Raw genomic sequence first — 19932 nt, 5'->3', positions numbered from 1 at the left:
GCACCAGCGCCTGCGCCGAAGCTGCTGTGGGGCAGTATTGCCGGCACGGTCATGCCTCGACGTCCGGCAGCGCCTTTTCGAGAATCGCGCGCATGGCCGCAAGGCCCGGATCCTGTGCGCGGTTCATGATACCGATGAGTTGCGTCCAAAGATCGTCGGATGCAGTGTCCACGAAATTGCGAACGGCCGAGCCGACGATATCGGCCGGCGAACGACCGGACGCATCCGCGGCGGCGGTCAGCAGCGCAGCCAAGGCCGGCTCTTCGAACGCGGCGACCATAGCCATGGCCGCTTTCGGATCCTCCAGCGAGGCGATGATATCTCCGAGCATCGCATCCGCCTCACTGCACCAGCGGCGAGGATGCGCCATCGATGGCAATCCCGACGATGTCCGCCCGGCCGACAAGCAGCGCGACGTATTGCGCCGTCGCCTGCCGGCTGACGTGCTCGGCCAGGTAGGACGCAATGCGTTCGCGCACCGCCTCGAAAGGAAGCTGGCGGCCGTCGATGCGCCGCGTCAGCCGAATGAGGTGGACGCCGTAAGGCGTCTCCACCGGCGAAGAAATCTCACCCGGCGCAAGATCGCCGAGGGCAGCCTCGAATTCCGGCGTCGTGTCGCCGGGTCCGATCTGGCCGAGGCTGCCGCCAACGGTTGCCGATGGGCAATCCGAGCAATCCCGCGCCAGCGCCGCGAAACGCTCGGGCGTTGCGGCTAGGCCGGATCTGAGTGACAGCGCCTTTTCACGCGCGGCGGCAAAGGCCTCCTTGTCATCGCGATGAGCCGCTATGAGAATATGCTCGGCTTCAAGGAGCGGCGGCGTCACGAAGCGGCGAAGATTGTTCTCGTAGAAGCGCCGCAGCATCACCTCGTCAGCCTCGGGAACGTGGACCTCGCGCTCGATCAGGCCGCGCACAAGCGCATCCTCGATGGTCTCCCGGCGTCCGTCCTGGTCGGTCCGCTGCTCCATGGCGATATCGAGACGCCGGGCCTCCTGCAGGAGCAGCTCGCGGATGACGAGCGCACGGGTAGCCGCACGCCAGCCCTCGCCGGGATTGCGCGCGGCAAAGTTCTGCACCTCGGCGGCGATCGCCTTACGCGATATCGCCACACCGTTGACGGTCACCGGCGGCATCGCCACGCGTTCGCGGGACGGCGCCGTGTCGGGAGTCGCAGGCCGGTGTTCGTGCGGATGTTCGGACGATTTGCGCCCGGCCGAATGGTCGATGACGAGGGCGGCCATGGTCTACTCCGCAGGCTGGTGGGAAGGAATGGCGGCGGGTCGCCGCGCCGGCGCGGCGGAGCGCACCGCCGGCACCGGCGCGGGCGACCGGCGGATCGACAAGCGTGTGCGCACGACCTGGTAGCCGGGACGGCCGAGATACCAGACCGGCGCGCTCCACACATGAACCAGTCTCGTGAACGGGAAGACCAGGAAGATCGTCATGCCGAGCAGCAGATGCGCCTTGAAGATCGGGTTGACGTCGGCGACATAGGCTGCGGCCGCCGGCTGCAAGGTGAGAATGCCTTGCGCCCAGTTCATGAATTTCACCATCTCGTGTCCGTCCATGTGGCCGAGCGAGACGAAGATGGTCGAAAGGCCAAGCGCGAGTTGAACCCACAGCAGCAGCAAAATCGCGATGTCGCCGGGCGCGGACGTTTTGCGGATGCGGGCATCGAACAGCCGGCGATGGGCAAGAAGCGCGATACCGATGAAGCAGGCCACACCGGCGATGCCGCCGGCGGTGATGGCAAGACCCTGTTTGAAGCTGTGCGAAACGCCGAGCGCATCGAACACCCAGATCGGTGTCAGCAGGCCGACGAAATGGCCGCCGAAGATCGCCAGAATGCCCACATGGAACAGGTTGGAGCCCCAGCGGAGCTGGCGTCGCCGCAGCAGCTGGGAGGAACCCGTCTTCCAGGTATACTGCTCGCGATCGAAGCGGATCAGGCTGCCGAGCAGGAAGATGGTCAGGCAGAAATAGGGATACCAGCCAAAGAGCGCGTGGTTGATCGTGTCGGACATGGCTTGCCTCCGTCAGGCCGCATTGTTGCGCGCGTCGCGATTGGCGGCGCGCATCTGGATTCTCAGCCGGTCGACGGAACAGCCGTCCGTCGCGTTTCCGGGGCCGAATGCGACGGCGGTCTCCTCCCAGGCTGCGTCGATAGCCGCCAGGTCGTCGGGCTCGTCGATTTCGGCAGCGTCCGCGACCATGGCGGGCTTGCCGGCAAGCGAGCATATGGCCGTGAACACGGCGGCATAGCCGCCGTTGCGCTTGGCGAGCCGCTCCTCCAGCAGCGAGAAGATGTGGGCGGCTTCATTGAGCAGGCCGCGCGCCTCTTCCAGCGGACGAGCGGAGAGGAACTCCAGGAAGAGCGGGATGAAGTCGGGCAGTTCGTTTGCCGCGACGACAAGCCCGCCACGCCGGTAATGTTCGGCAAGGTCGACCATGGCCTGGCCGCGATCTCGGCTCTCGCCGTGGATGTGTTCGAAGAGATGCAGCGAGTGACGGCGCGTCTTGTCGAACAACTCGACGTAGCGCTCCTGCAGGTCGTAGAGATCCAGTGTGGCCAGATCGGCCAGCAAGGACTGCAGCTGCCTGCCCGCTTCGTCCGACACCAATCCCTCGGCCGCGACCGCCGCGGCGATCTCCGGGATCGCCGCGCAAAGCTCCTCGCTCGGGTAGGAAAGCAGCGCCGAGAGCGCCTTGAAGGTTCTGTTCGAATGCGGGGCCATCACGCAATCTCCATCGGGTTTGTCGGCCGCTTTGCCTGCTTGGTGCCGAAGAGGTTCGTCTCCGAGGAACCGCCCGAGCAGCCGTTGCCGAAGGAGAAGCCGCAGGAGCCGCGCAGGTCCTGCGCGTCCTCGCTCCATTCGCGGTGCGATGTCGGGATGACGAAACGATCCTCGTAATTGGCGATCGCCATCACCTTGTACATTTCGTCGATGGCCGCGCCCGTCAGGCCGACCCGCGCCGCGATCGACTCGTCGAGGCGGCCGTCGATCGTCTTTGCCCGCATATAGCTGCGCATCGCCAGCATGCGTTCGAGCGCAAGGGCCACGGGCTCCTCATTGCCCGCCGTCAGCAGATTGGCGAGATACTGGAGCGGGATGCGCAGGCTGCGCACGTCGGGCATGTCGCCGTCGACGCCCATCTTGCCTGCGGCCGCCGCCGATTGGATGGGCGAGAGCGGCGGAACGTACCAGACCATTGGCAGGGTGCGGTATTCCGGATGCAGCGGAAAGGCGATCTTCCACTCCATCGCCATCTTCCAGACCGGCGACAATTTGGCCGCCTCCAGCCAGTTGTTGGGAATCCCGTCGGCCCGGGCCTGGGCGATGACCGCCGGATCGTTCGGATCGAGGAAGACGTCGAGCTGCGCCTGATAGAGGTCCTTCTCGTTGGGAGTGCTGGCCGCGGCTTCGATACGGTCGGCGTCGTAAAGGATCACGCCGAGGTAGCGGATGCGCCCGACGCAGGTTTCCGAGCAAACCGTCGGCTGCCCCGCCTCGATGCGCGGGAAGCAGAAGATGCACTTCTCCGATTTTCCCGACGACCAGTTGTAGTAGATCTTCTTGTAGGGACAGCCGGAGACGCACATGCGCCAACCGCGGCACTTGTCCTGGTCGATCAGGACGATGCCGTCCTCCTCGCGCTTGTAGATGGCTCCTGATGGGCACACGGCAGCGCAGGCGGGGTTCAGGCAGTGCTCGCACAGCCGCGGCAGATACATCATGAAGGTGTTTTCGAACTGGCCGTATATGTCCTTCTGGACGCCCTCGAAGTTCACGTCCTTCGACCGCTTCGCGAACTCGCCGCCGAGGATCTCCTCCCAGTTCGGCCCCCATTCGATCTTCTCCATCCGCTCGCCGGTGATGGCCGAGCGCGGACGCGCCGTGGGGAAAGCCTTGGATTCCTTCGCCGTGTGCAGATGCTGGTAGTCGAAGGTGAACGGCTCGTAATAGTCGTCGATCTCCGGCAAATCGGGGTTCGCGAAGATGTTGGCGAGGATGCGCCATTTGGCGCCGATCTTCGGCTCGATCTTGCCGTTCTTCTTGCGCCGCCAGCCGCCGTTCCATTTCTGCTGGTTCTCCCATTCCTTGGGATAGCCGACGCCCGGCTTGGTCTCGACATTGTTGAACCATGCGTATTCGACGCCTTCCCTATTGGTCCAGACGTTCTTGCAGGTGACGGAGCAGGTGTGACACCCGATGCACTTGTCGAGGTTCAGCACCATCGCGATCTGAGCGCGGATTTTCATTCTGCGGCCTCCTTCGGCGCCTGGGATGCGAGCGGTTCTTCCAGCCAATCGACATTCGCCATCTTGCGGACGACGATGAATTCATCGCGGTTGGAACCGACGGTTCCGTAGTAGTTGAAGCCGTAGGACTGCTGAGCATAGCCGCCGATCATGTGGGTGGGCTTCAGCACCGTTCGGGTGACCGAGTTGTGGATGCCGCCACGATTGCCCGTCATTTCCGATCCGGGCGTGTTCACGATCTTTTCCTGGGCATGATACATCAGCATCATGCCGGGCTTGACACGCTGGGAGACCACGGCGCGGGCCGTGAGCGCTCCGTTGGTATTGAAGACCTCGACCCAGTCGTTGTCGACGATGTCAGCGGCCTTGGCGTCGGCCTCGGAAATCCACACCACAGGACCGCCGCGATTGAGCGTCAGCATCAAGAGATTGTCGCTGTAGGTGGAGTGGATGCCCCATTTCTGGTGGGGCGTGATGAAGTTGAGGACGATCTCCTTGTTGCCGTTGGACCTGAGCCCCTTGACGGCGGAAATCGTCTTGAGGTCGACCGGCGGCTTCCACGTGACGAAACCCTCGCCGAATGCCCGCATCCAGAGGTGATCCTGGTAGAGCTGCTGGCGGCCGGTCAGTGTCCGCCAGGGGATCAGTTCGTGGACGTTGGTATAGCCGGCGTTGTAGCAGACCTTCTCGCTTTCGATGCCGGACCATGTCGGCGAAGAGATGATCTTGCGCGGCTGCGCCTGGATATCGCGAAAGCGGATCTTCTCGTCTTCCTTCGGCAAGGCAAGGTGGCCATGCTCCCTGCCGGTGATTTCCGACAGGGCTTCCCAGGCCTTGATCGCCACCTCGCCATTGGTCTCCGGCGCCAGCATCAGAATGACCTCGCCGGCGTCGATGTCGGTCTCGATCTTGGGCTGGCCCTTGGCCGCGCCGCTGAGATGGATGCCGTTCAACGCGCCAAGCGCCTCGACTTCGTGCTTGGTGTCCCAGGCGATGCCTTTGCCGCCATTGCCGACTTTCCTCATCAGCGGGCCAAGCGCAGTGAACTGGGCGTAGAGATTGGGATAGTCGCGAGTGACGAGCGTCACCGACGGCATCGTCTTGCCCGGAACCGGCTCGACTTCGCCCAGTTTCCAGTCCTTGACATCGAGGGCCTGGGCAATCTCGGCCGGGCTGTCGTGCTGGATAGGCGAAAGAACCACATCCTGCTCGATGCCCAGGACCTCGGGCGCGACTTCGGAGAAGCTCTTGGCGAGACCCTTGTAAATCTCCCAGTCGGAGCGCGCCTCCCAGGCCGGATCCACCGCCGCCGAGAGCGGATGGATGAAGGGATGCATGTCGGACGTGTTGAGGTCGTTCTTCTCGTACCAGGTGGCCGTCGGCAGCACGATGTCCGAGTAGACGCAGGTGGTCGACATACGGAAGTCGAGCGTCACCAGCAGGTCGAGCTTTCCTTGCGGCGCGGTCTCGTGCCAGACGACTTCCGTGTTGCGGACCGCTCCTTCCGGTCCGAGATCCTTGCCCATCACGCCATGCGTCGTGCCCAGCAGATGCTTGAGGAAATATTCATGTCCCTTGCCCGACGAGCCGAGCAGGTTCGAACGCCAGACGAACATGTTGCGCGGCCAGTTGGCGGGATCGTCCGGATCGTGGCAGGACAGTTCCAGCTCGCCGGATTTCAGCGCCTTGGCCACGTAATCCTTTGGCTCAAGGCCGGCGGCCTTGGCCTGGGCGGCGATCGTCAGAGGATTCTGCCTGAGCTGCGGCGCCGAGGGCAGCCAGCCCATGCGTTCGGCGCGGACATTGTAGTCGATGAAGCTCTTGTTCCAGTCTCCCTCCGGCGCCGTCGGCGACAGTATTTCCGCGGCCGTGAGCGTCTCGTAGCGCCACTGGTCGGTCTGCGCATAGAAGAAGGAGGTCGAGTTCATGTGCCGGGGCGGCCGGTTCCAGTCGAGCGCGAACGCAAGCGGCGTCCACCCGGTCTGCGGCCGCAGCTTCTCCTGCCCGACATAGTGTGACCAGCCGCCACCCGACTGGCCGATGGCGCCACAGAACACCAGGAGATTGATGATCCCCCGGTAAGTCATGTCCATATGGTACCAATGATTGACGCCGGCGCCGAGAATCACCATCGAGCGGCCGTTGGTCTTTTCCGCGTTGGTGGCGAACTCGCGTGCGACGGTGACGATCGCATCGCGTTTCACACCGGTGACGCGCTCCGCCCAGGCCGGCGTGAACGGCACATCGTCGTCGTAGCTGCTGGCCGTGTGATCGCCGCCAAAGCCGCGGTCGAGGCCATAATTGGCCATCATCAGATCGTGCACGGTGGCCACCGCCACCGTCGAGCCGTCGCCCAGCTTGATCCGCCGAACCGGCAGATTGCGGGTGAGGATTTCACCGTGATCGGTCGAGACGAAATGTTCGGTGGCGCGACCGCCGAAATAGGGAAAATCGACAGCCGCGATCTCGGCCTTCTTGCCGGCAAGCGTCAGCTTGAGGCGGACGTCCTGGCCCTTGCCGTCCTTCTCCTCGAGATTCCATTTTGCATTCTCGCCCCAGCGATAGCCGATCGAGCCGCGCGGAGCCACGAGAGCGTTCGTGTTGTCGTCGATCGCAACCGTCTTCCAATCCGGATTGTTGGTTTCGCCCAGCCCGCCGGCTATTTCGGAGGCGCGAAGCAGCCGTTCGGGGACGAGGCGGCCGTCGCGTTCGGTCAAGCGAACCAGGAATGGCAGGTCGGTATATTTGCGGGCGTAGTCGTCGAAATAGGGCACCGTGCGATCGAGATAGTATTCGCGAAGGATGACATGCCCCATCGCCAGCGCCAGCGCGGCGTCCGTTCCTTGCTTGGGGTTGAGCCAGATATCGGCAAACTTGGTCGCCTCGGCGTAATCCGGGCTGACTACCGCGCTCTTGGTGCCTTTGTAACGGACCTCGGTATAGAAGTGCGCGTCGGGCGTGCGCGTCTGCGGCACGTTGGAACCCCAGACGATGATGAAGCCGGCATTGTACCAGTCGGCGCTCTCGGGAACGTCGGTCTGCTCGCCCCATGTCTGCGGGCTCGCGGGCGGCAGGTCGCAGTACCAGTCGTAGAACGACATGCACACGCCGCCCATCAGCGACAGATAGCGCGAGCCCGCCGCATAGGAGACCATCGACATGGCAGGGATCGGCGAGAAGCCGATGACGCGGTCGGGACCATGGGTCTTCACCGTATAGGCATTGGCCGCCGCGATGAGCTCGTTCACCTCGTCCCAGCTTGCGCGCACGAAGCCGCCATGGCCGCGGATCGAGATGTAGGACTGGCGCTTTCCCGCTTCCTCCACGATGGAGGCCCAGGCCGCGACGGGCGGCATCTTGGCGCGGGCGGCCCGCCACAGCTTCAACAGCCGGCCGCGGATCATCGGGTATTTCACCCGGGCGCCGGAATAGAGATACCAGCTGTAGGAGGCGCCGCGCGCGCAGCCGCGAGGCTCGTGGTTGGGCAGGTCGGGCCGTGTGCGCGGATAATCGGTCTGTTGCGTCTCCCACGTGACGATGCCGCCCTTGACGTAGATCTTCCACGAACAGGAGCCGGTGCAATTCACGCCGTGGGTGGAGCGCACGATCTTGTCGTGCTGCCAGCGCTTGCGGTAGCCGTCTTCCCAGGAGCGGTCCTCATTGGTCACGATCCCGTGGCCGTCGGAGAAGGTGTCGACGGTCTTGCGGAAGAAGGTTAGCCGGTCGAGAAAATGCGACATTGCTTTGTCCCTGGTTATTCGGCTGCGGCCGTATGGACGGGCGCAACGCGCTTGGCGCGCTCGATGGAGTGGAGAAGGCCGCCTTTGCGGGTATAGACAGCCCAGGTGATGGCAAGGCAGCTCACATAGAACAGCAGGAACGCCCACAACGCGGCGTTCGGCGAGCCCGTGAGCGCGATCGAGCTGCCGTAGCTCTTCGGGATGAAGAAGGCGCCGAAGGCGGCGATCGCCGAGGTGAAGCCGGTGATGGCGGCCGACTCCTTCTCCGCCTGCTGGCGGCGCGCCTCAGCGTTGGCCTTGGGAAACAGCCGGCCCATCTCCTTGGCCATGATCACCGGGATCATCTGGAAGGTGGAGGCGTTGCCGACGCCGGTGGCGAAGAACAGGAGCAGGAAGGAAGCGAAGAAGCCCGTGAACGCGCCCGGCTGGTCCTTGATGCCGATGAACCATAAGACACCCGCAACGCCCGCGATCATCACGACAAAGGCCCAGAAGGTGACGCGCGCGCCGCCATATCTGTCCGCAAGCCAGCCCGTGCCTGAGCGCGAGAGAGCGCCGACGAGCGGGCCGAGGAAGGCGAACTGGAGCGCGTTGACGTCCGGAAACAGCATCTTCGAAAGCAGCGGGAAGCCGGCCGAATACCCGATGAAGGATCCGAAAGTACCGGTGTAAAGCCAGGCCATGATCCAGTTGTGACGGCGCTGGAAGATCACGGCCTGCTCGCTGAACGACGCCTTGGCCGAAGCGATGTCGTTCATCCCGAACCAGGCGGCAAAAGCCGAGAGCACGATAAATGGCACGAAAACAAAGCCGGCATTCTGCAGCCAGAGAGGCGTATCGCCGGCCGGGCCCTTGACCATGGCCGGATCGCCGCCGAGCCAGCCGAATATCCCGGTGGCGATCGCCAGCGGCACCACGAACTGGACGACGCTGACACCGAGATTGCCGAGCCCGGCGTTGAGCGCCAGCGCGTTTCCCTTCTCCGCCTTCGGGAAGAAGAAGGAGATATTGGCCATGGAGGAAGCGAAGTTGCCGCCGCCGAAGCCGCACAGCAGCGCCAGGATCAGCAGCACGACATAAGGCGTGTCCGGGTTCTGCACCGCATAGCCGATGCCGACCGCCGGTATGACGAGCGACCAGGTCGTCAGCGTCGTCCAGAGCCTGCCGCCGAAGATCGGCACCATGAAGGAATAGAAGATGCGCAGGGTCGCCCCTGAAATCCCCGGCAGGGCGGCGAGCCAGAACAGCTGGTCGGTGGTGAAGGTGAAGCCGACCAGCGGAAGCTTGGCGACCACGACCGACCACACCTGCCAGATGGCGAAGGAAAGCAGCAGCGCCGGGATCGACAGCCACAGATTGCGCTTGGCGATTCGGCGGCCGGTTTCAGCCCAGAAGGTCTTGTCCTCCGGACGCCAGTCGGCAAGGGCGCCGCCCGTTCGGGTCTTTGCCACCGGCTCCGGCATTTGCTGCATTTCGGGGAACGGCGGCAGCTTGGCGAGGGCCTCGCCGACGGTTCCGCGCTCCATCTGGCGGATGGCCATATGCATCCACAGAAGCGCGCCCGTCACCAGCAGGAAGAGCGCCATGAAGCAGCTCGTCCAGAGGCCGGTCAGGTCGAGCAGCAAGCCGAACAGGATCGGCAGCACGAAGCCGCCGAGGCCGCCGATCATGCCGACCAGTCCGCCGACCGAACCGACATGATCGGGATAGTAGACCGGGATGTGCTTGTAGACGGCGGCCTTGCCGAGCGCCATGAAGAAGCCGAGCACGAAGATCGTGACGATGAAGCCGAAAAGGCCCATCTCGATATGGAAGGATGTCGTCGTGCCGTTGACGCCGTGCACGATATAGTCGGTCGGCGGATAGGACAGGACGAAGGTTGCCACGACCGAGACGAAGAAGGTCCAATAGAGCACGCGGCGCGCGCCGAAGCTGTCCGAGAGGTGCCCGCCATAGGCGCGGAACACGCTCGCCGGCACCGAGAAGAAGGCGGCGATCATGCCGGCCCTCTTGATGTCGAGGCCGTAGACATTGATGAGATATTGCGGCAGCCAGAGCGCGAGCGCGACGAAGGCGCCGAACACGAAGAAATAGTAGAGCGCGAAACGCCATATCTGGACGTTCTTCAGAGGCTCTAGCTCGAGCCAGGCGCTTTTCGGCTTGATGCCGGAACGCCGGCGTTCGACGATGACCGGGTCGTCAGCCGTGGTGAACCAGAAGATGGCGGCCATGACGACCAGAGCAGCCGCCCAGACCTGCGCCACGGCCTGCCATCCGAAGGCGACAAGCACGAAGGGGGCGAGGAACTTGGTGACCGCGGCACCGACATTGCCGGCGCCGAAGACACCGAGCGCCGTGCCTTGCCTTTGCGGCGGGAACCAGCGCGAGACATAGGCGACACCGACCGAAAAGGAGCCGCCGGCGATGCCGACGCCGAGAGCCGCAACCAGCATCTGCGGATAGGTGTGAGCATAGGACAGCAGGAAGGTCGCGACCGCGGCCGCCAGCATGTTCGCCGTGAAGACGAACCGTCCGCCGTAGCGGTCGGTCCAGATGCCAAGCGCGACCCTAAGCAGCGAACCGGTCAGGATGGGCGTGCCGACAAGCAGACCGAACTGCGTCTCGCTGAGGCCGAGTTCCTGGCGGATGCGAATGCCGATGATGGAGAAGATGGTCCAGACCGCGAAGCAGACCGTAAATGCGGCCGTGCTTGCGCCTAATATTTGACCAGACTTCGGATTCAAAGCCGTCTGCATTGGCGGGTGTCTCCTTGGAGGCGGAGCAATGAAATTCATGCCGGATTGAATTGCTTCATTGGCTGGTTGCGGCATTGATCAGGATCAATCCTGGCGACGATTTCCCAGTCATGAGGCGGTCGGATTGCTTGAAGTCCTCGACGAGCCCATAGTGGAGCAGATGTCAGGTTCGTAATCGGACGGCGGTCGGAATTCACGCGGCGAAGCCTAGACCGAGAACGACGCCTCCTCTTTGCGCTGGCACAAAGACATCTCGCCTTGCGATGGCACCCGCCGTGGCGGGGTGGCTCCTGCTTTTCTGGATCTGGTAGGCTATTTCGCTCCGGCGCCGAAAAGAGGCCCGCGATAGGCCGCCAGAAACAGGCCAAACGCGACAATCCACAAAGCGCCTGAAAGGCTTGCCAGCAGGCCGAAATAGCCAGGCAGCGCTTCGATCAGCAGGCGTGACAGACAGCAGGCCGTCATCGCCGCGAGTGCTCCGGTCGCAGGCGTCGAGGGCGTGAAGGCGAGCCGGCTATGCTTGCGGATCATGCTCGCCATGATGGCAAGGGCCATCGTTCCGGTGGCACCGATGGTCCACGCGTGAAGAGCGGTCGCTTCGCCGAGCATCGCAGGCGCGAAGATATGGATCGCCAGCAATCCAAAACCCACGACGATCCAGCCGTAGCCGATGTGAAGGCCAAGCACCGTCGACGACGACAGGCTGCGCCAGCCTTTCCATTGCGCGGCACGGATCGCTTGGCTTAGAGCGGCGAGAACGCAGGCAATGCCGGTGAGTTGCGCCTCCGGCGCGACAACCCACGAACAAAGCGCAGAAATCGTCATCAGCGCTGCCGTCTGCTCCCTGAAAACAGAGCGGCTGAGAATGATCTGAGCGCCGGCGCTCTCGACATAGGCAACGGTCAACGCCGGCACGACCCGCCCAGCGATGATGATGACGAGGCTGATCATCGAAACGAGCGCCAGTCTCAGCGCTAATTCGACCTGGTACGATGCCGCAACGAGTCCGTTGCTGCCGCAAAAAACGGCCAGGAGAAGCAGTATCTTGATGTTGCGGCGATCCCGGCTACCGATCACCGCCCTGGCCGCGATCGATAACAGTGCAAGCATCCAGACGGCCGGAAACGCAAGCCCGAGCGACGGCAACCGCAGCAGGAAGGCGACACGGCCGCAGGCCCACAACAGAACGAGCAGATGTGTCGCGCGCGGCGACGTCACGCGATGTCCCGTCCAGCGCGGCAGCGCGGTCAGCAGGAAGCCGGTCAGCACTGCCGGTACCATCCCGAACAGAAGCATGTCGCGATGCCAGTCAACGGCAGAGATTCCTGCCGAGCCGTAGGCTTGCAGCCCGAACGCCGACGGCAACCAGCCACTGCCGCCGAGGACGGCAGCGACAACAGCCACGAGAAAGAACGGACGGAACGGCAAGTGCACCGGTCTTGTCTTGAACGCCCTGAAATTGCCGTCGGCGCCCATGCGACCCGTCCTGCGGAATCTTCTCCGGCGTCGCCCGCCATTGGACGGACCGGCAGAAGGACACGTATGGTGCAATAGGTGCGGGGATCGGTTCGGTGTTTGCTCCAGCGCAAACATCTCTCAGAAGCATCGACTATCTTGAGGATTGTTCTTGAAGCAGCTCAGCGATCTGGTTCCCGTCCTGGGACGTGTCTCGATCTTCTCGGTCAGGCTGCTCAGGGCGCAGGTCAACTGCACAGCCACTCCAGGCAGCCTGTCTGCGACGGGAGAAGAAGAAGATGAAGCACGGCCTTCCCGAAAACAGCGCCGCGGAAATGGCGATCACCGCTGCCCGGCTGGCAGGGCTGATCGACGAGGCGGGATTGGACTGCCGGTGCCGCTCCAAGCTTGACGAGACCTTGTCCCGCTTCGCCCGTTTGGAGATAGGGCCGGCGGCCCGCGGGCATCTCACCAACGCGCGCCGTCAACGTGCGCATATCGAGACCATTTTATTGTTCTTGCAGGATCTCGACGAGATAGGAGAGGCCGAACGGGACATCAGTGTCTACCAGGACTTCGCCCTTCTCTTTGACGACATCGCGGCGATCGCGATGGATGGCGCGCTTTCGATGCGGCAGCTCGGTCAATTTGCCGCTCTCACCGCAATTGTACGATAGTTGAGACCTGCAACTGGCCCGGTCATTGAGCCGGTTTTCTCTTCCCGATTTCGATCAGCCATTCCGGTGGCCCAATCTCGAGGCAAAACCAGATCAGGTCGCCGGCGAAAGATGCCTCGAGCTGACGCTTCAATCGGCGGGGATCGAAGTCCAGGATCACCGAGAACGCCTGCCCCGGCTCGAGGCTGTCGAACATCGACATGACGGCCGACTGTTTCCTTGCCGTATGAAGTCGCCTTACATCATATGGCTCGCCTTGCTGCTCCTCATTGCAATTCGCCGGGGTCTTCCCTCCCATTGGCGGCTCCATCAAAACAACTGGCGGGTCGCGACATTCTTTTCGCCCCACCTGGTCAGCTTGTCGCCGGGGTCAACGCCGGCCCAGTTGACCAGTCGTGCCGCCATCTCGACAACCATCGCCTCGATCGAAGCCGGCTTGACGTAGAACGGCGGCACCGGCGGCGCGATGATCGCTCCCATCCGCGTCAATCTCAGCATCGCCTCCAGATGCCCTTCATGCAGAGGCGCCTCACGCGGCACGACCACCAACCGGCGCCTCTCTTTCAGGACGACGTCGGCCGCCCTGGTCAGAAGGTTGTCGCCCAGGCCGTGCGCCATCGCCGCAAGGGTCCGCATCGAGCAAGGCACGACGATCATGCCGTCCGTCCTGAAGGAGCCGCTGGCAATGGGTGCTGCCATGTCCTGATGGGAGTGGGTGTGATTGGCGAGTGAGGCAAGCTGTGCCAATCCGTCGGCTCCGAGTTCGTAAGCAATGGTCATGCGCGCGCTCTTCGAGGTGACAAGATGCGTTTCCACCCCACCTCTGACCAGTTGGCGTATGGTCTCGAGGGCCAGCACCGAGCCTGATGCGCCGGTAACCCCCACTATGATCCGTTTCGTCATTTCTGCACCGAAGCGGCTGCCAGCGGGAAAAGCTCATCCCAGCGCTCGGAGACCCTTCCAACGATGTGAGAGGACATCTTCAGCTCCTTCCCCCACTCACGGGACGTTTCGGACCCGATCTTGCGCGTCGCGTCGAATCCGATTTTTCCGCCGAGCCCTTCCAGCGGCGACGCGAAGTCGAGAGCGTCGATAGGGGTTCGATCCAGCGTCATCAGGTCGCGCGAGAAATCCATGCGGGTGGCGACCGCCCACATCACGTCCGACCATGACCGGATGTCGATGTCGTCGTCCACCACGACGACCATCTTGGTCATCGAGAACTGCGGCAGCAGCGACCAGGACCCCATCATCACCCGCCGCGCCTGTCCGACATATTTCTTGGCGATCGATATGACCGCGATCCGGTAGGAGCAGGCCTCCGGCGGCAACCAGACGTCGAGTATTTCCGGCATTTGCTGGCACAGCAGCGGCTTGAAGACGTCGAGCAGCGCCTCGGCGAGGACGGAGGGCTCGTCGGGCGCGCGCCCGGTGAAAGTCGTGAGATAATTTGCGCCGTCCCTCACGCGAATCCGCTTGAGCTTGAAGACGGGAAAATGCTCCGCGCCGTTATAGTATCCGGTGTGGTCGCCGAAGGGACCTTCCTGCGCCGTTTCGGTGGGTGAGACGGTTCCCTCGATCACGATCTCGGCGCTGGCGGGGACATGGAGCTCGATGCTCTTGCATGGCGATAGTGCAACCCGTCGGTCGTTGATCAATCCGGACAGCGACAGTTCCGATACGCCTTCGGGCGCCGGCATCACCGCCGCTATCAGTGTCGCGGGATCCGCGCCGATGACCACTGCGACGGGCATCTCAAGCCCCCTCGCCTGCCACATGCGGTGGTGAGCCGCGCCGCCTCGCATGGGCAGCCACCTTATGATCGCCCGATTCCGGGCAATGACCTGCATCCGGTATACGCCCAGATTGTATCTGCCGGGGTCACCGTCGCCCGGTGGCCGGGTGACGACCACGGGCCATGTGATGAGGGGACCCGCGTCCTCCGGCCAGCAGGTCTGGACGGGAAGGATCGCGAAATCCGGTTCCGCATCCCTCCATAGTCTCGATAGCGATACGATCCTCGGGCGCGCCGCCAACGCGCCGCGCGCTACGGAGAAAATCTGGCGGGCCTGGCGCAAATTCTGCGGAACCTGGGGGGACCTCATCCACGCCAGCAGAGCGCCGAGCGTTTCCAACCCGCGAACGTCCGTGCCCAGCCCCCAGGCGACACGCTCCCGCGTCCCAAAGATATTTGCCACGACCGGAAAGGACGAACCCACTCCCTGGCCGTCCGTAGGCATGGTGATGCGCAACGCCGGTCCTCGCGCCGCGATCACCCTTCTATGTATCTCCGTCAGCTCGAATCGCGTCGATACCGGGGCGCTGATTTGTCGAAGCTGGCCCTTCCCGTTCAGATAGGAAACAAAGGAGCCGAGATCGCAGAACTGGGGAAGAAGGCGATAATGCATGGCGAAATCCGGCACGACCGGTCCGTCGGCCGCATCCTTCTCGCACCAGCAGCCGCTCGAGAACTTTGCGCTAGCGCAAAGAACGAGCCGTTTCTGCACCCTACTATCGGTCGGAAACTCTTTTTGCTTGAAGGACTGGGGCGCATATGAGCAGCAACCTGATCAACAACACCCTTGATGCGTGCCGGACCGCAATCGCCGTTTTCAAAGACCGCAGGCGGAACAGGGTAGCCAGAAGGGATTTTTGGGCACTCGGAACAGACGAGTGCATGGGCCTGCTTGAGGACATTGGGATGTCGCCCAGCGAGTTCGAGGACGCCATGCATCTGCCCTATGCCGCGAAGGATTTCCTTACACTGGCGATGCGTTCAGTTGGGATCGATCCCGACAATTTTCATACTCTGGAATTCGCGCATGATCAGTTCATGTCCCGAACCTGTATCACATGTCCCCATCGCCGAAGATGCCACAGCCATCTTGAGGCCTTCGATTTCGAAAGCCACTATCGCGAGTTCTGCCCCAACAAGGATAATTTTTCGAAGCTGCTCAGGCAGCGAATGCGGTCTCTGGATGGCCGTAAACCTTCATGATCGAATGTGAAACGGGCAGCTCTTAAATATGCCGCAGCACAATGCCGGGCCAATCCTGCCGCGATTTGTCCGCCTCCTATTTCCGACGGTTGCAGGGCTGCCGCTCGGGCCATTGCTGACATTGTCCTTGCGCTCGCTCGCCAGGCGACGTCCCGGCCTTTTCGAGCGCCTGGGCGAATCCCGGTCGGCCTGCTTCGGCATCGATCCCGTCGACCTCGCATTCGCGTTCTGCGTGGTCCCGGACGGACAACGATCCGGCGTTCGCGTCGTAAGCAAGGATGAGGCTGCTCGATCGGACGTGCAGATCAAAGGGCCGCTTCTGACCTTGTTGGGCCTGCTTGACGGCACATTGGACGGCGATGCGATGTTCTTCAGCCGCGTGATCTCCATAAGCGGGCGCACGGAAGCCGTGCTTGCCTTGAGGAACACGATAGAGGACGCGGAGCTTCGCCCGGCGGACCTGCTCGGGCTGCACGGCACCTTGGCCCGCTATGTCGACAAGAGTGTCCTCGGCGCCTTGGGCGTCGCACGGCGATTGGCCCACAACAGCCCTAGCAAGGCGCAGCAAGCATGAAGGCACGCATGGAACTGGTCTGTCCGGCGGGAACGCCTGCTACGTTGAGGGCAGCCGTCCAGGCGGGTGCGGACGCGGTTTATTGTGGATTTCGCGATGAAACCAACGCCCGCAATTTTCCCGGGCTCAATTTCTCCCCGAACGAGCTCGCCGAAAGTGTGCGCTTCGCCCACGACCACGGCAGCAAGATTCTGGTCGCGATCAATACCTTTGCGCGCGTCGACGATGTCGACATCTGGAAGAAGGCTGCGGACGCAGCGGTCAAAAGCGGCGCGGATGCCATCATAGCCGCGGACTTCGCCGTGCTCGACCATGTGGCACGGAATCACAAGCAGATCCGCCTTCACCTGTCGGTGCAGGCTGCCGCGGCAACGCCCGAAGCGATCGGCTTCTATGCGGCTCATTTCGGCATCCGCCGCGTGGTGCTTCCAAGGGTCCTTTCGCTCCAGGAGATAGCGGCGCTGAACCGTGCGATCGGCGTGGAAACCGAAGCCTTCGTTTTCGGCGGCCTTTGCGTGATGATCGAAGGACGCTGCTATCTCTCGTCATACGCGACGGGAAAATCGCCCAACCTCAACGGTGTCTGCTCACCGCCCGAGATGGTGAGCTATGACGAAGGGCCGAGCGGCACGACGGCGCGGCTGTCCGGCTTCACCATCGACCGGTACGCGCGCGGCCAGCCGGTGGGTTATCCCACTCTGTGCAAAGGCAAATTCAAAGCCGGGGGCAAGACGTCCCATCTGTTTGAGGATCCCGTCAGCCTGAATGCCGGCGGCATGATCGCGGGCTTGAAGGCCGCCGGGGTAACTGCGTTGAAGATCGAAGGGCGTCAGCGCGGCAAAGGCTATGTAAGCGAGGTCGTCCGCGCCTTCAGGAAAGCGGTCGACGCGGTCGAACAGGGCGGCGACGCTGTCGATATCGACCGGCTTCTCGCCGGCCAGTCGGAAGGGGCTCGGCAGACGGCCGGCGCTTACGAGAAGAAATGGAGATAGCCGGTGCCCCAAATCGCCCCGACGGAAATCGCCCTGCCGGAAATCGCTCTGCCGAAAATCGCTTTGACGCTTGGACCGGTCTTCTTCCATTGGTCCGCCGACCGTCTCCTGGATTTTTACCGCAGGATCGCGGACGAGGCCCCGATCGAGCGGGTTCACGTCGGCGAAGTCGTCTGCGGAAAACGCATGCCGTTTTCCGATCCTGTGTGGCCGGCGGTCATCGAACGGCTGGAGCGCGGCGGCAAGCAGGTGGTGCTATCCACACTGGCCGCGCCGGCAACCGTCCGGGAACGCAAAGGCCTCGAGGACATTTGCGGAGACGAGCGGCTGGTTGAGATCAATGACGTGTCCGGCCTGCCCTCACGTTCCGGCAGAACCTTCGTCACGGGTCCGTTCCTGAACGTCTACAACGAAGCTTCCGCGAGATTCCTGATCCAGCTCGGCGCGCGGACGATCTGCCCGCCCGTGGAATTGTCGTTTGCGGCGATCGGCGCCATGTCCCTGAAATGTCCCGAGGCCGAGTTCGAGATTTTCGCCTTCGGGCGGCTGCCGCTCGCTCTTTCCGGACGCTGCTATCATGCGCGGATCCATGGCCTTCACAAGGATTCGTGCCAGTTCACATGCGAAAGGGATCCCGACGGTCTCGCGGTCGACACGCTTGACGACCAGCAGTTCCTCGCCGTCAACGGCGTGCAAACCCTTTCCAATCAGGTTCAGGCTTTCTGCCCCGCGCCCGACGCGCTCGCCTCGAAGGCAATCAGGCGCCTTCGTTTATCCCCGCAGGCATGCGACATGGCGGAGGTGGCGAGGACTTATAGAAGACTTGCCGACGGCAGGGAGGAGCCCGAAGATGCCCGCTTCACCCTTTCATGCCTCGATTTGCCCGGCACCCTGGTCGATGGATACGCCTATGCCAGGCCCGGCTGGCAGGTAACGGCGAGGGCCTGACGGCGATGACCCGGATCGCGATCGTGACTATATCCGACCGTGCAAGCCGCGGCGAATACGAGGATCTTGGCGGACCGGCAATCGAGCGCTGGCTTCGCCGTGTCTTGGCGGAACCGTGCGAATTCGTCCGCCGCATCGTCCCCGACGGCCTGGAGAGCGTCCGTGACGTGCTCATCGAGCTTTGCGACCAGGCAGGCGCCGACCTGATCCTGACGACCGGCGGAACCGGCCCCTCGCCAAGGGACCTCACTCCGGAAGCCATGCGGCAGGTCATCGCCAAGGAGTTGCCCGGTTTCGGCGAGCTCATGCGGCAGGCCAGCCTGCAGCATGTGCGCACCGCCATTCTCTCGCGTCAAACCGCAGGCGTGCGCGGTCGTTCGCTGATCATAAACCTACCCGGAAAACCTGCCTCCATCGACGTGTGCCTCAGCGCCGTCTTCCCCGCCGTGCCATACTGCCTCGAGCTCATCGGCGCGGGCGTGATCGCGGTGCATTCCTCCATCCTTGAGCAGCGTGACTGAGCTGTCAGAGCAATTCCGGACGGAAAACCGCTGCACACTGGAACTGCTCTGGACAGCGGCGCCATCGTCAGCCGCCGCAGCAACAGTCGCAGCCGGATGAATGCAATCTCTTGATCTCCACGCGCCAAATGTCCGGTCCTTGCTGCAGGTATTCCCAACCGAACAGGCCAGGATATCTGACTTCCATCTGGTAGCGCAAAGGGCGTGGGTCATGATCGTTCACGATGACGAAGGATTGGCCCCCGGCCAGTGCCTGGGCGATCGCGAAAATCCGGGCGTGGCGCTCCACGGGCGGGACGGCGCGTACATCCAGCTGGGGTTGTGATGAGACTTCTGATTCAGACATATTCCTAAATCCCGACTTGCTGTGGAAGCGCCGAGCACCGACACTCTTGGCTCGGCGCCAAAAAATATCTCCGGTCGAATCCGTTTAGTTGCCGAAGCGCAAACAATTCGCGGAAAGTGCCGTAGCCCGCCGGATCAGCACGGCGCACAGATGGTTTGCGGCTCAATTATTGGTCGATCTGCTTGAAGAGTTCTTCGAAGGCCTTCTTGGCCTTGCCGGGCTGGTTGACCGACTCGGCTGCCTTGAGATTGCTGCTCGGATCGCCGACCACGACGAGCGCAACCATGCCCATGCCATAGTGAGGATTGCATTTGATGCCGTAGACCCCGGATTTCGTGAATGTGACCGAGGTGTCCTTGTTCATCTCGCCTTTGAACGGCTGGGCGCCGTCGGGCAGCATGCCGGAAATGGATTCGACGTCGTGTCCCTTGTCCTTGGCTACGAAATGGACGGTATCGCCCGGCGCTATCTTGAGGAAGGACGGTTCCAGCTGAAACATCCCGTGCTTGCCCATGTTCATCATATCGACCTCAACCTCGGCCGCACGCGCGGCACCAGCGGCTATCAGTGTGGCTGCCACGACTGACAGCGCGAGTCTAATCGAACGCATTTTCTTCCATGTCCTTATTTGCCTGGATGAGACCGCTAACGTCGATCCCCGATG

Annotated in this window: 19 protein-coding genes; 6 read left to right on the top strand and 13 right to left on the bottom strand. The window is 62.9% G+C overall.

Annotation, left to right across the window (positions count from 1 at the left end; all coding sequences use genetic code 11):
• Nucleotides 1–49: 49 nt before the first annotated feature.
• The 8 genes from FJ419_RS07325 to FJ419_RS07290 all read right to left on the bottom strand — a co-directional run bounded on the left by FJ419_RS07325 (nt 50) and on the right by FJ419_RS07290 (nt 12233).
• A complete protein-coding gene (locus FJ419_RS07325) occupies nt 50–370 on the bottom strand; it encodes a hypothetical protein (protein ID WP_246679140.1) in 321 nt (106 codons plus the stop codon).
• Nucleotides 342–1241: a peptidylprolyl isomerase gene (locus tag FJ419_RS07320; RefSeq protein ID WP_140688937.1), complete on the bottom strand. Its 900-nt coding sequence runs from the start codon at nt 1239–1241 to the stop codon at nt 342–344. The genes FJ419_RS07325 and FJ419_RS07320 overlap by 29 nt, the downstream gene beginning before the upstream one ends.
• A 3-nt stretch (nt 1242–1244) precedes the next feature.
• On the bottom strand, nt 1245–2024 hold the full coding sequence (gene narI, locus FJ419_RS07315; RefSeq protein ID WP_140688933.1) for a respiratory nitrate reductase subunit gamma: 780 nt from the start codon (nt 2022–2024) through the stop codon (nt 1245–1247).
• A gap of 12 nt (nt 2025–2036) precedes the next feature.
• Complete coding sequence (gene narJ / locus FJ419_RS07310; protein ID WP_140688931.1) at nt 2037–2735, bottom strand: nitrate reductase molybdenum cofactor assembly chaperone; 699 nt, start codon at nt 2733–2735, stop codon at nt 2037–2039.
• The gene (gene narH / locus FJ419_RS07305; protein WP_140688929.1) at nt 2735–4261 is read right to left on the bottom strand and encodes a nitrate reductase subunit beta; all 1527 of its coding nucleotides are present in this window, start codon (nt 4259–4261) and stop codon (nt 2735–2737) included. Before narH ends, narJ begins: the two co-directional genes overlap by 1 nt.
• On the bottom strand, nt 4258–8001 hold the full coding sequence (locus FJ419_RS07300) for a nitrate reductase subunit alpha (RefSeq protein ID WP_140688927.1): 3744 nt from the start codon (nt 7999–8001) through the stop codon (nt 4258–4260). The genes narH and FJ419_RS07300 overlap by 4 nt, the downstream gene beginning before the upstream one ends.
• 14 nt (nt 8002–8015) lie before the next feature.
• Complete coding sequence (locus tag FJ419_RS07295) at nt 8016–10757, bottom strand: MFS transporter (RefSeq protein WP_140688925.1); 2742 nt, start codon at nt 10755–10757, stop codon at nt 8016–8018.
• A 312-nt stretch (nt 10758–11069) separates the two neighbouring features.
• Nucleotides 11070–12233, bottom strand: a complete 1164-nt coding sequence (locus FJ419_RS07290; protein WP_140688919.1) for an NnrS family protein — start codon at nt 12231–12233, stop codon at nt 11070–11072.
• Nucleotides 12234–12511: 278 nt separating this feature from the next.
• On the opposite strand from FJ419_RS07290, the gene FJ419_RS07285 reads away from it, so the two are divergent.
• Entirely contained in the window at nt 12512–12889 is a 378-nt protein-coding gene (locus tag FJ419_RS07285; RefSeq protein ID WP_140688915.1) for a hypothetical protein, read from the top strand.
• A 22-nt stretch (nt 12890–12911) separates the two neighbouring features.
• Here FJ419_RS07285 and FJ419_RS07280 read toward each other — a convergent pair whose 3' ends face one another.
• Genes FJ419_RS07280 through FJ419_RS07270 form a run of 3 tightly spaced genes read right to left on the bottom strand, consistent with a single transcriptional unit; the run spans nt 12912 to nt 15297 of the window.
• Nucleotides 12912–13187 carry a DUF2249 domain-containing protein gene (locus FJ419_RS07280; RefSeq protein WP_181170634.1) on the bottom strand — a complete coding sequence of 92 codons (276 nt, stop codon included), beginning with the start codon at nt 13185–13187 and terminating at the stop codon, nt 12912–12914.
• A gap of 11 nt (nt 13188–13198) precedes the next feature.
• Nucleotides 13199–13792 (bottom strand): UbiX family flavin prenyltransferase, encoded by a 594-nt coding sequence (locus FJ419_RS07275; protein ID WP_140688911.1) that lies wholly within the window; start codon nt 13790–13792, stop codon nt 13199–13201.
• A complete protein-coding gene (locus FJ419_RS07270) occupies nt 13789–15297 on the bottom strand; it encodes a UbiD family decarboxylase (protein ID WP_140688909.1) in 1509 nt (502 codons plus the stop codon). The genes FJ419_RS07275 and FJ419_RS07270 overlap by 4 nt, the downstream gene beginning before the upstream one ends.
• A 146-nt stretch (nt 15298–15443) precedes the next feature.
• Here FJ419_RS07270 and FJ419_RS07265 point away from each other — a divergent pair, with 146 nt between their 5' ends.
• The 5 genes from FJ419_RS07265 (at nt 15444) to mog (ending at nt 18922) form a co-directional block, all read left to right on the top strand.
• On the top strand, nt 15444–15887 hold the full coding sequence (locus FJ419_RS07265) for a hypothetical protein (protein ID WP_140632127.1): 444 nt from the start codon (nt 15444–15446) through the stop codon (nt 15885–15887).
• A 127-nt stretch (nt 15888–16014) separates the two neighbouring features.
• Nucleotides 16015–16461 (top strand): SCP2 sterol-binding domain-containing protein, encoded by a 447-nt coding sequence (locus FJ419_RS07260; protein ID WP_246679138.1) that lies wholly within the window; start codon nt 16015–16017, stop codon nt 16459–16461.
• 8 nt (nt 16462–16469) lie between these two features.
• Nucleotides 16470–17453: a peptidase U32 family protein gene (locus tag FJ419_RS07255; protein ID WP_140689337.1), complete on the top strand. Its 984-nt coding sequence runs from the start codon at nt 16470–16472 to the stop codon at nt 17451–17453.
• Nucleotides 17454–17456: 3 nt separating this feature from the next.
• Nucleotides 17457–18401 (top strand): U32 family peptidase, encoded by a 945-nt coding sequence (locus FJ419_RS07250; RefSeq protein WP_246679137.1) that lies wholly within the window; start codon nt 17457–17459, stop codon nt 18399–18401.
• Between the two features lie 5 nt (nt 18402–18406).
• A complete protein-coding gene (gene mog / locus FJ419_RS07245) occupies nt 18407–18922 on the top strand; it encodes a molybdopterin adenylyltransferase (protein ID WP_140688905.1) in 516 nt (171 codons plus the stop codon).
• A gap of 67 nt (nt 18923–18989) precedes the next feature.
• Here mog and FJ419_RS07240 read toward each other — a convergent pair whose 3' ends face one another.
• Nucleotides 18990–19268: a DUF2249 domain-containing protein gene (locus FJ419_RS07240; protein WP_140688903.1), complete on the bottom strand. Its 279-nt coding sequence runs from the start codon at nt 19266–19268 to the stop codon at nt 18990–18992.
• Between the two features lie 166 nt (nt 19269–19434).
• On the bottom strand, nt 19435–19878 hold the full coding sequence (locus FJ419_RS07235) for a pseudoazurin (protein ID WP_140688901.1): 444 nt from the start codon (nt 19876–19878) through the stop codon (nt 19435–19437).
• Nucleotides 19879–19932: the final 54 nt, after the last annotated feature.

The sequence above is a fragment of the Mesorhizobium sp. B2-6-2 genome (genome assembly GCF_006440615.1).
Classification (GTDB): Bacteria; Pseudomonadota; Alphaproteobacteria; order Rhizobiales; family Rhizobiaceae; genus Mesorhizobium.
This window is presented reverse-complemented; position numbering and strand designations above follow the sequence as displayed.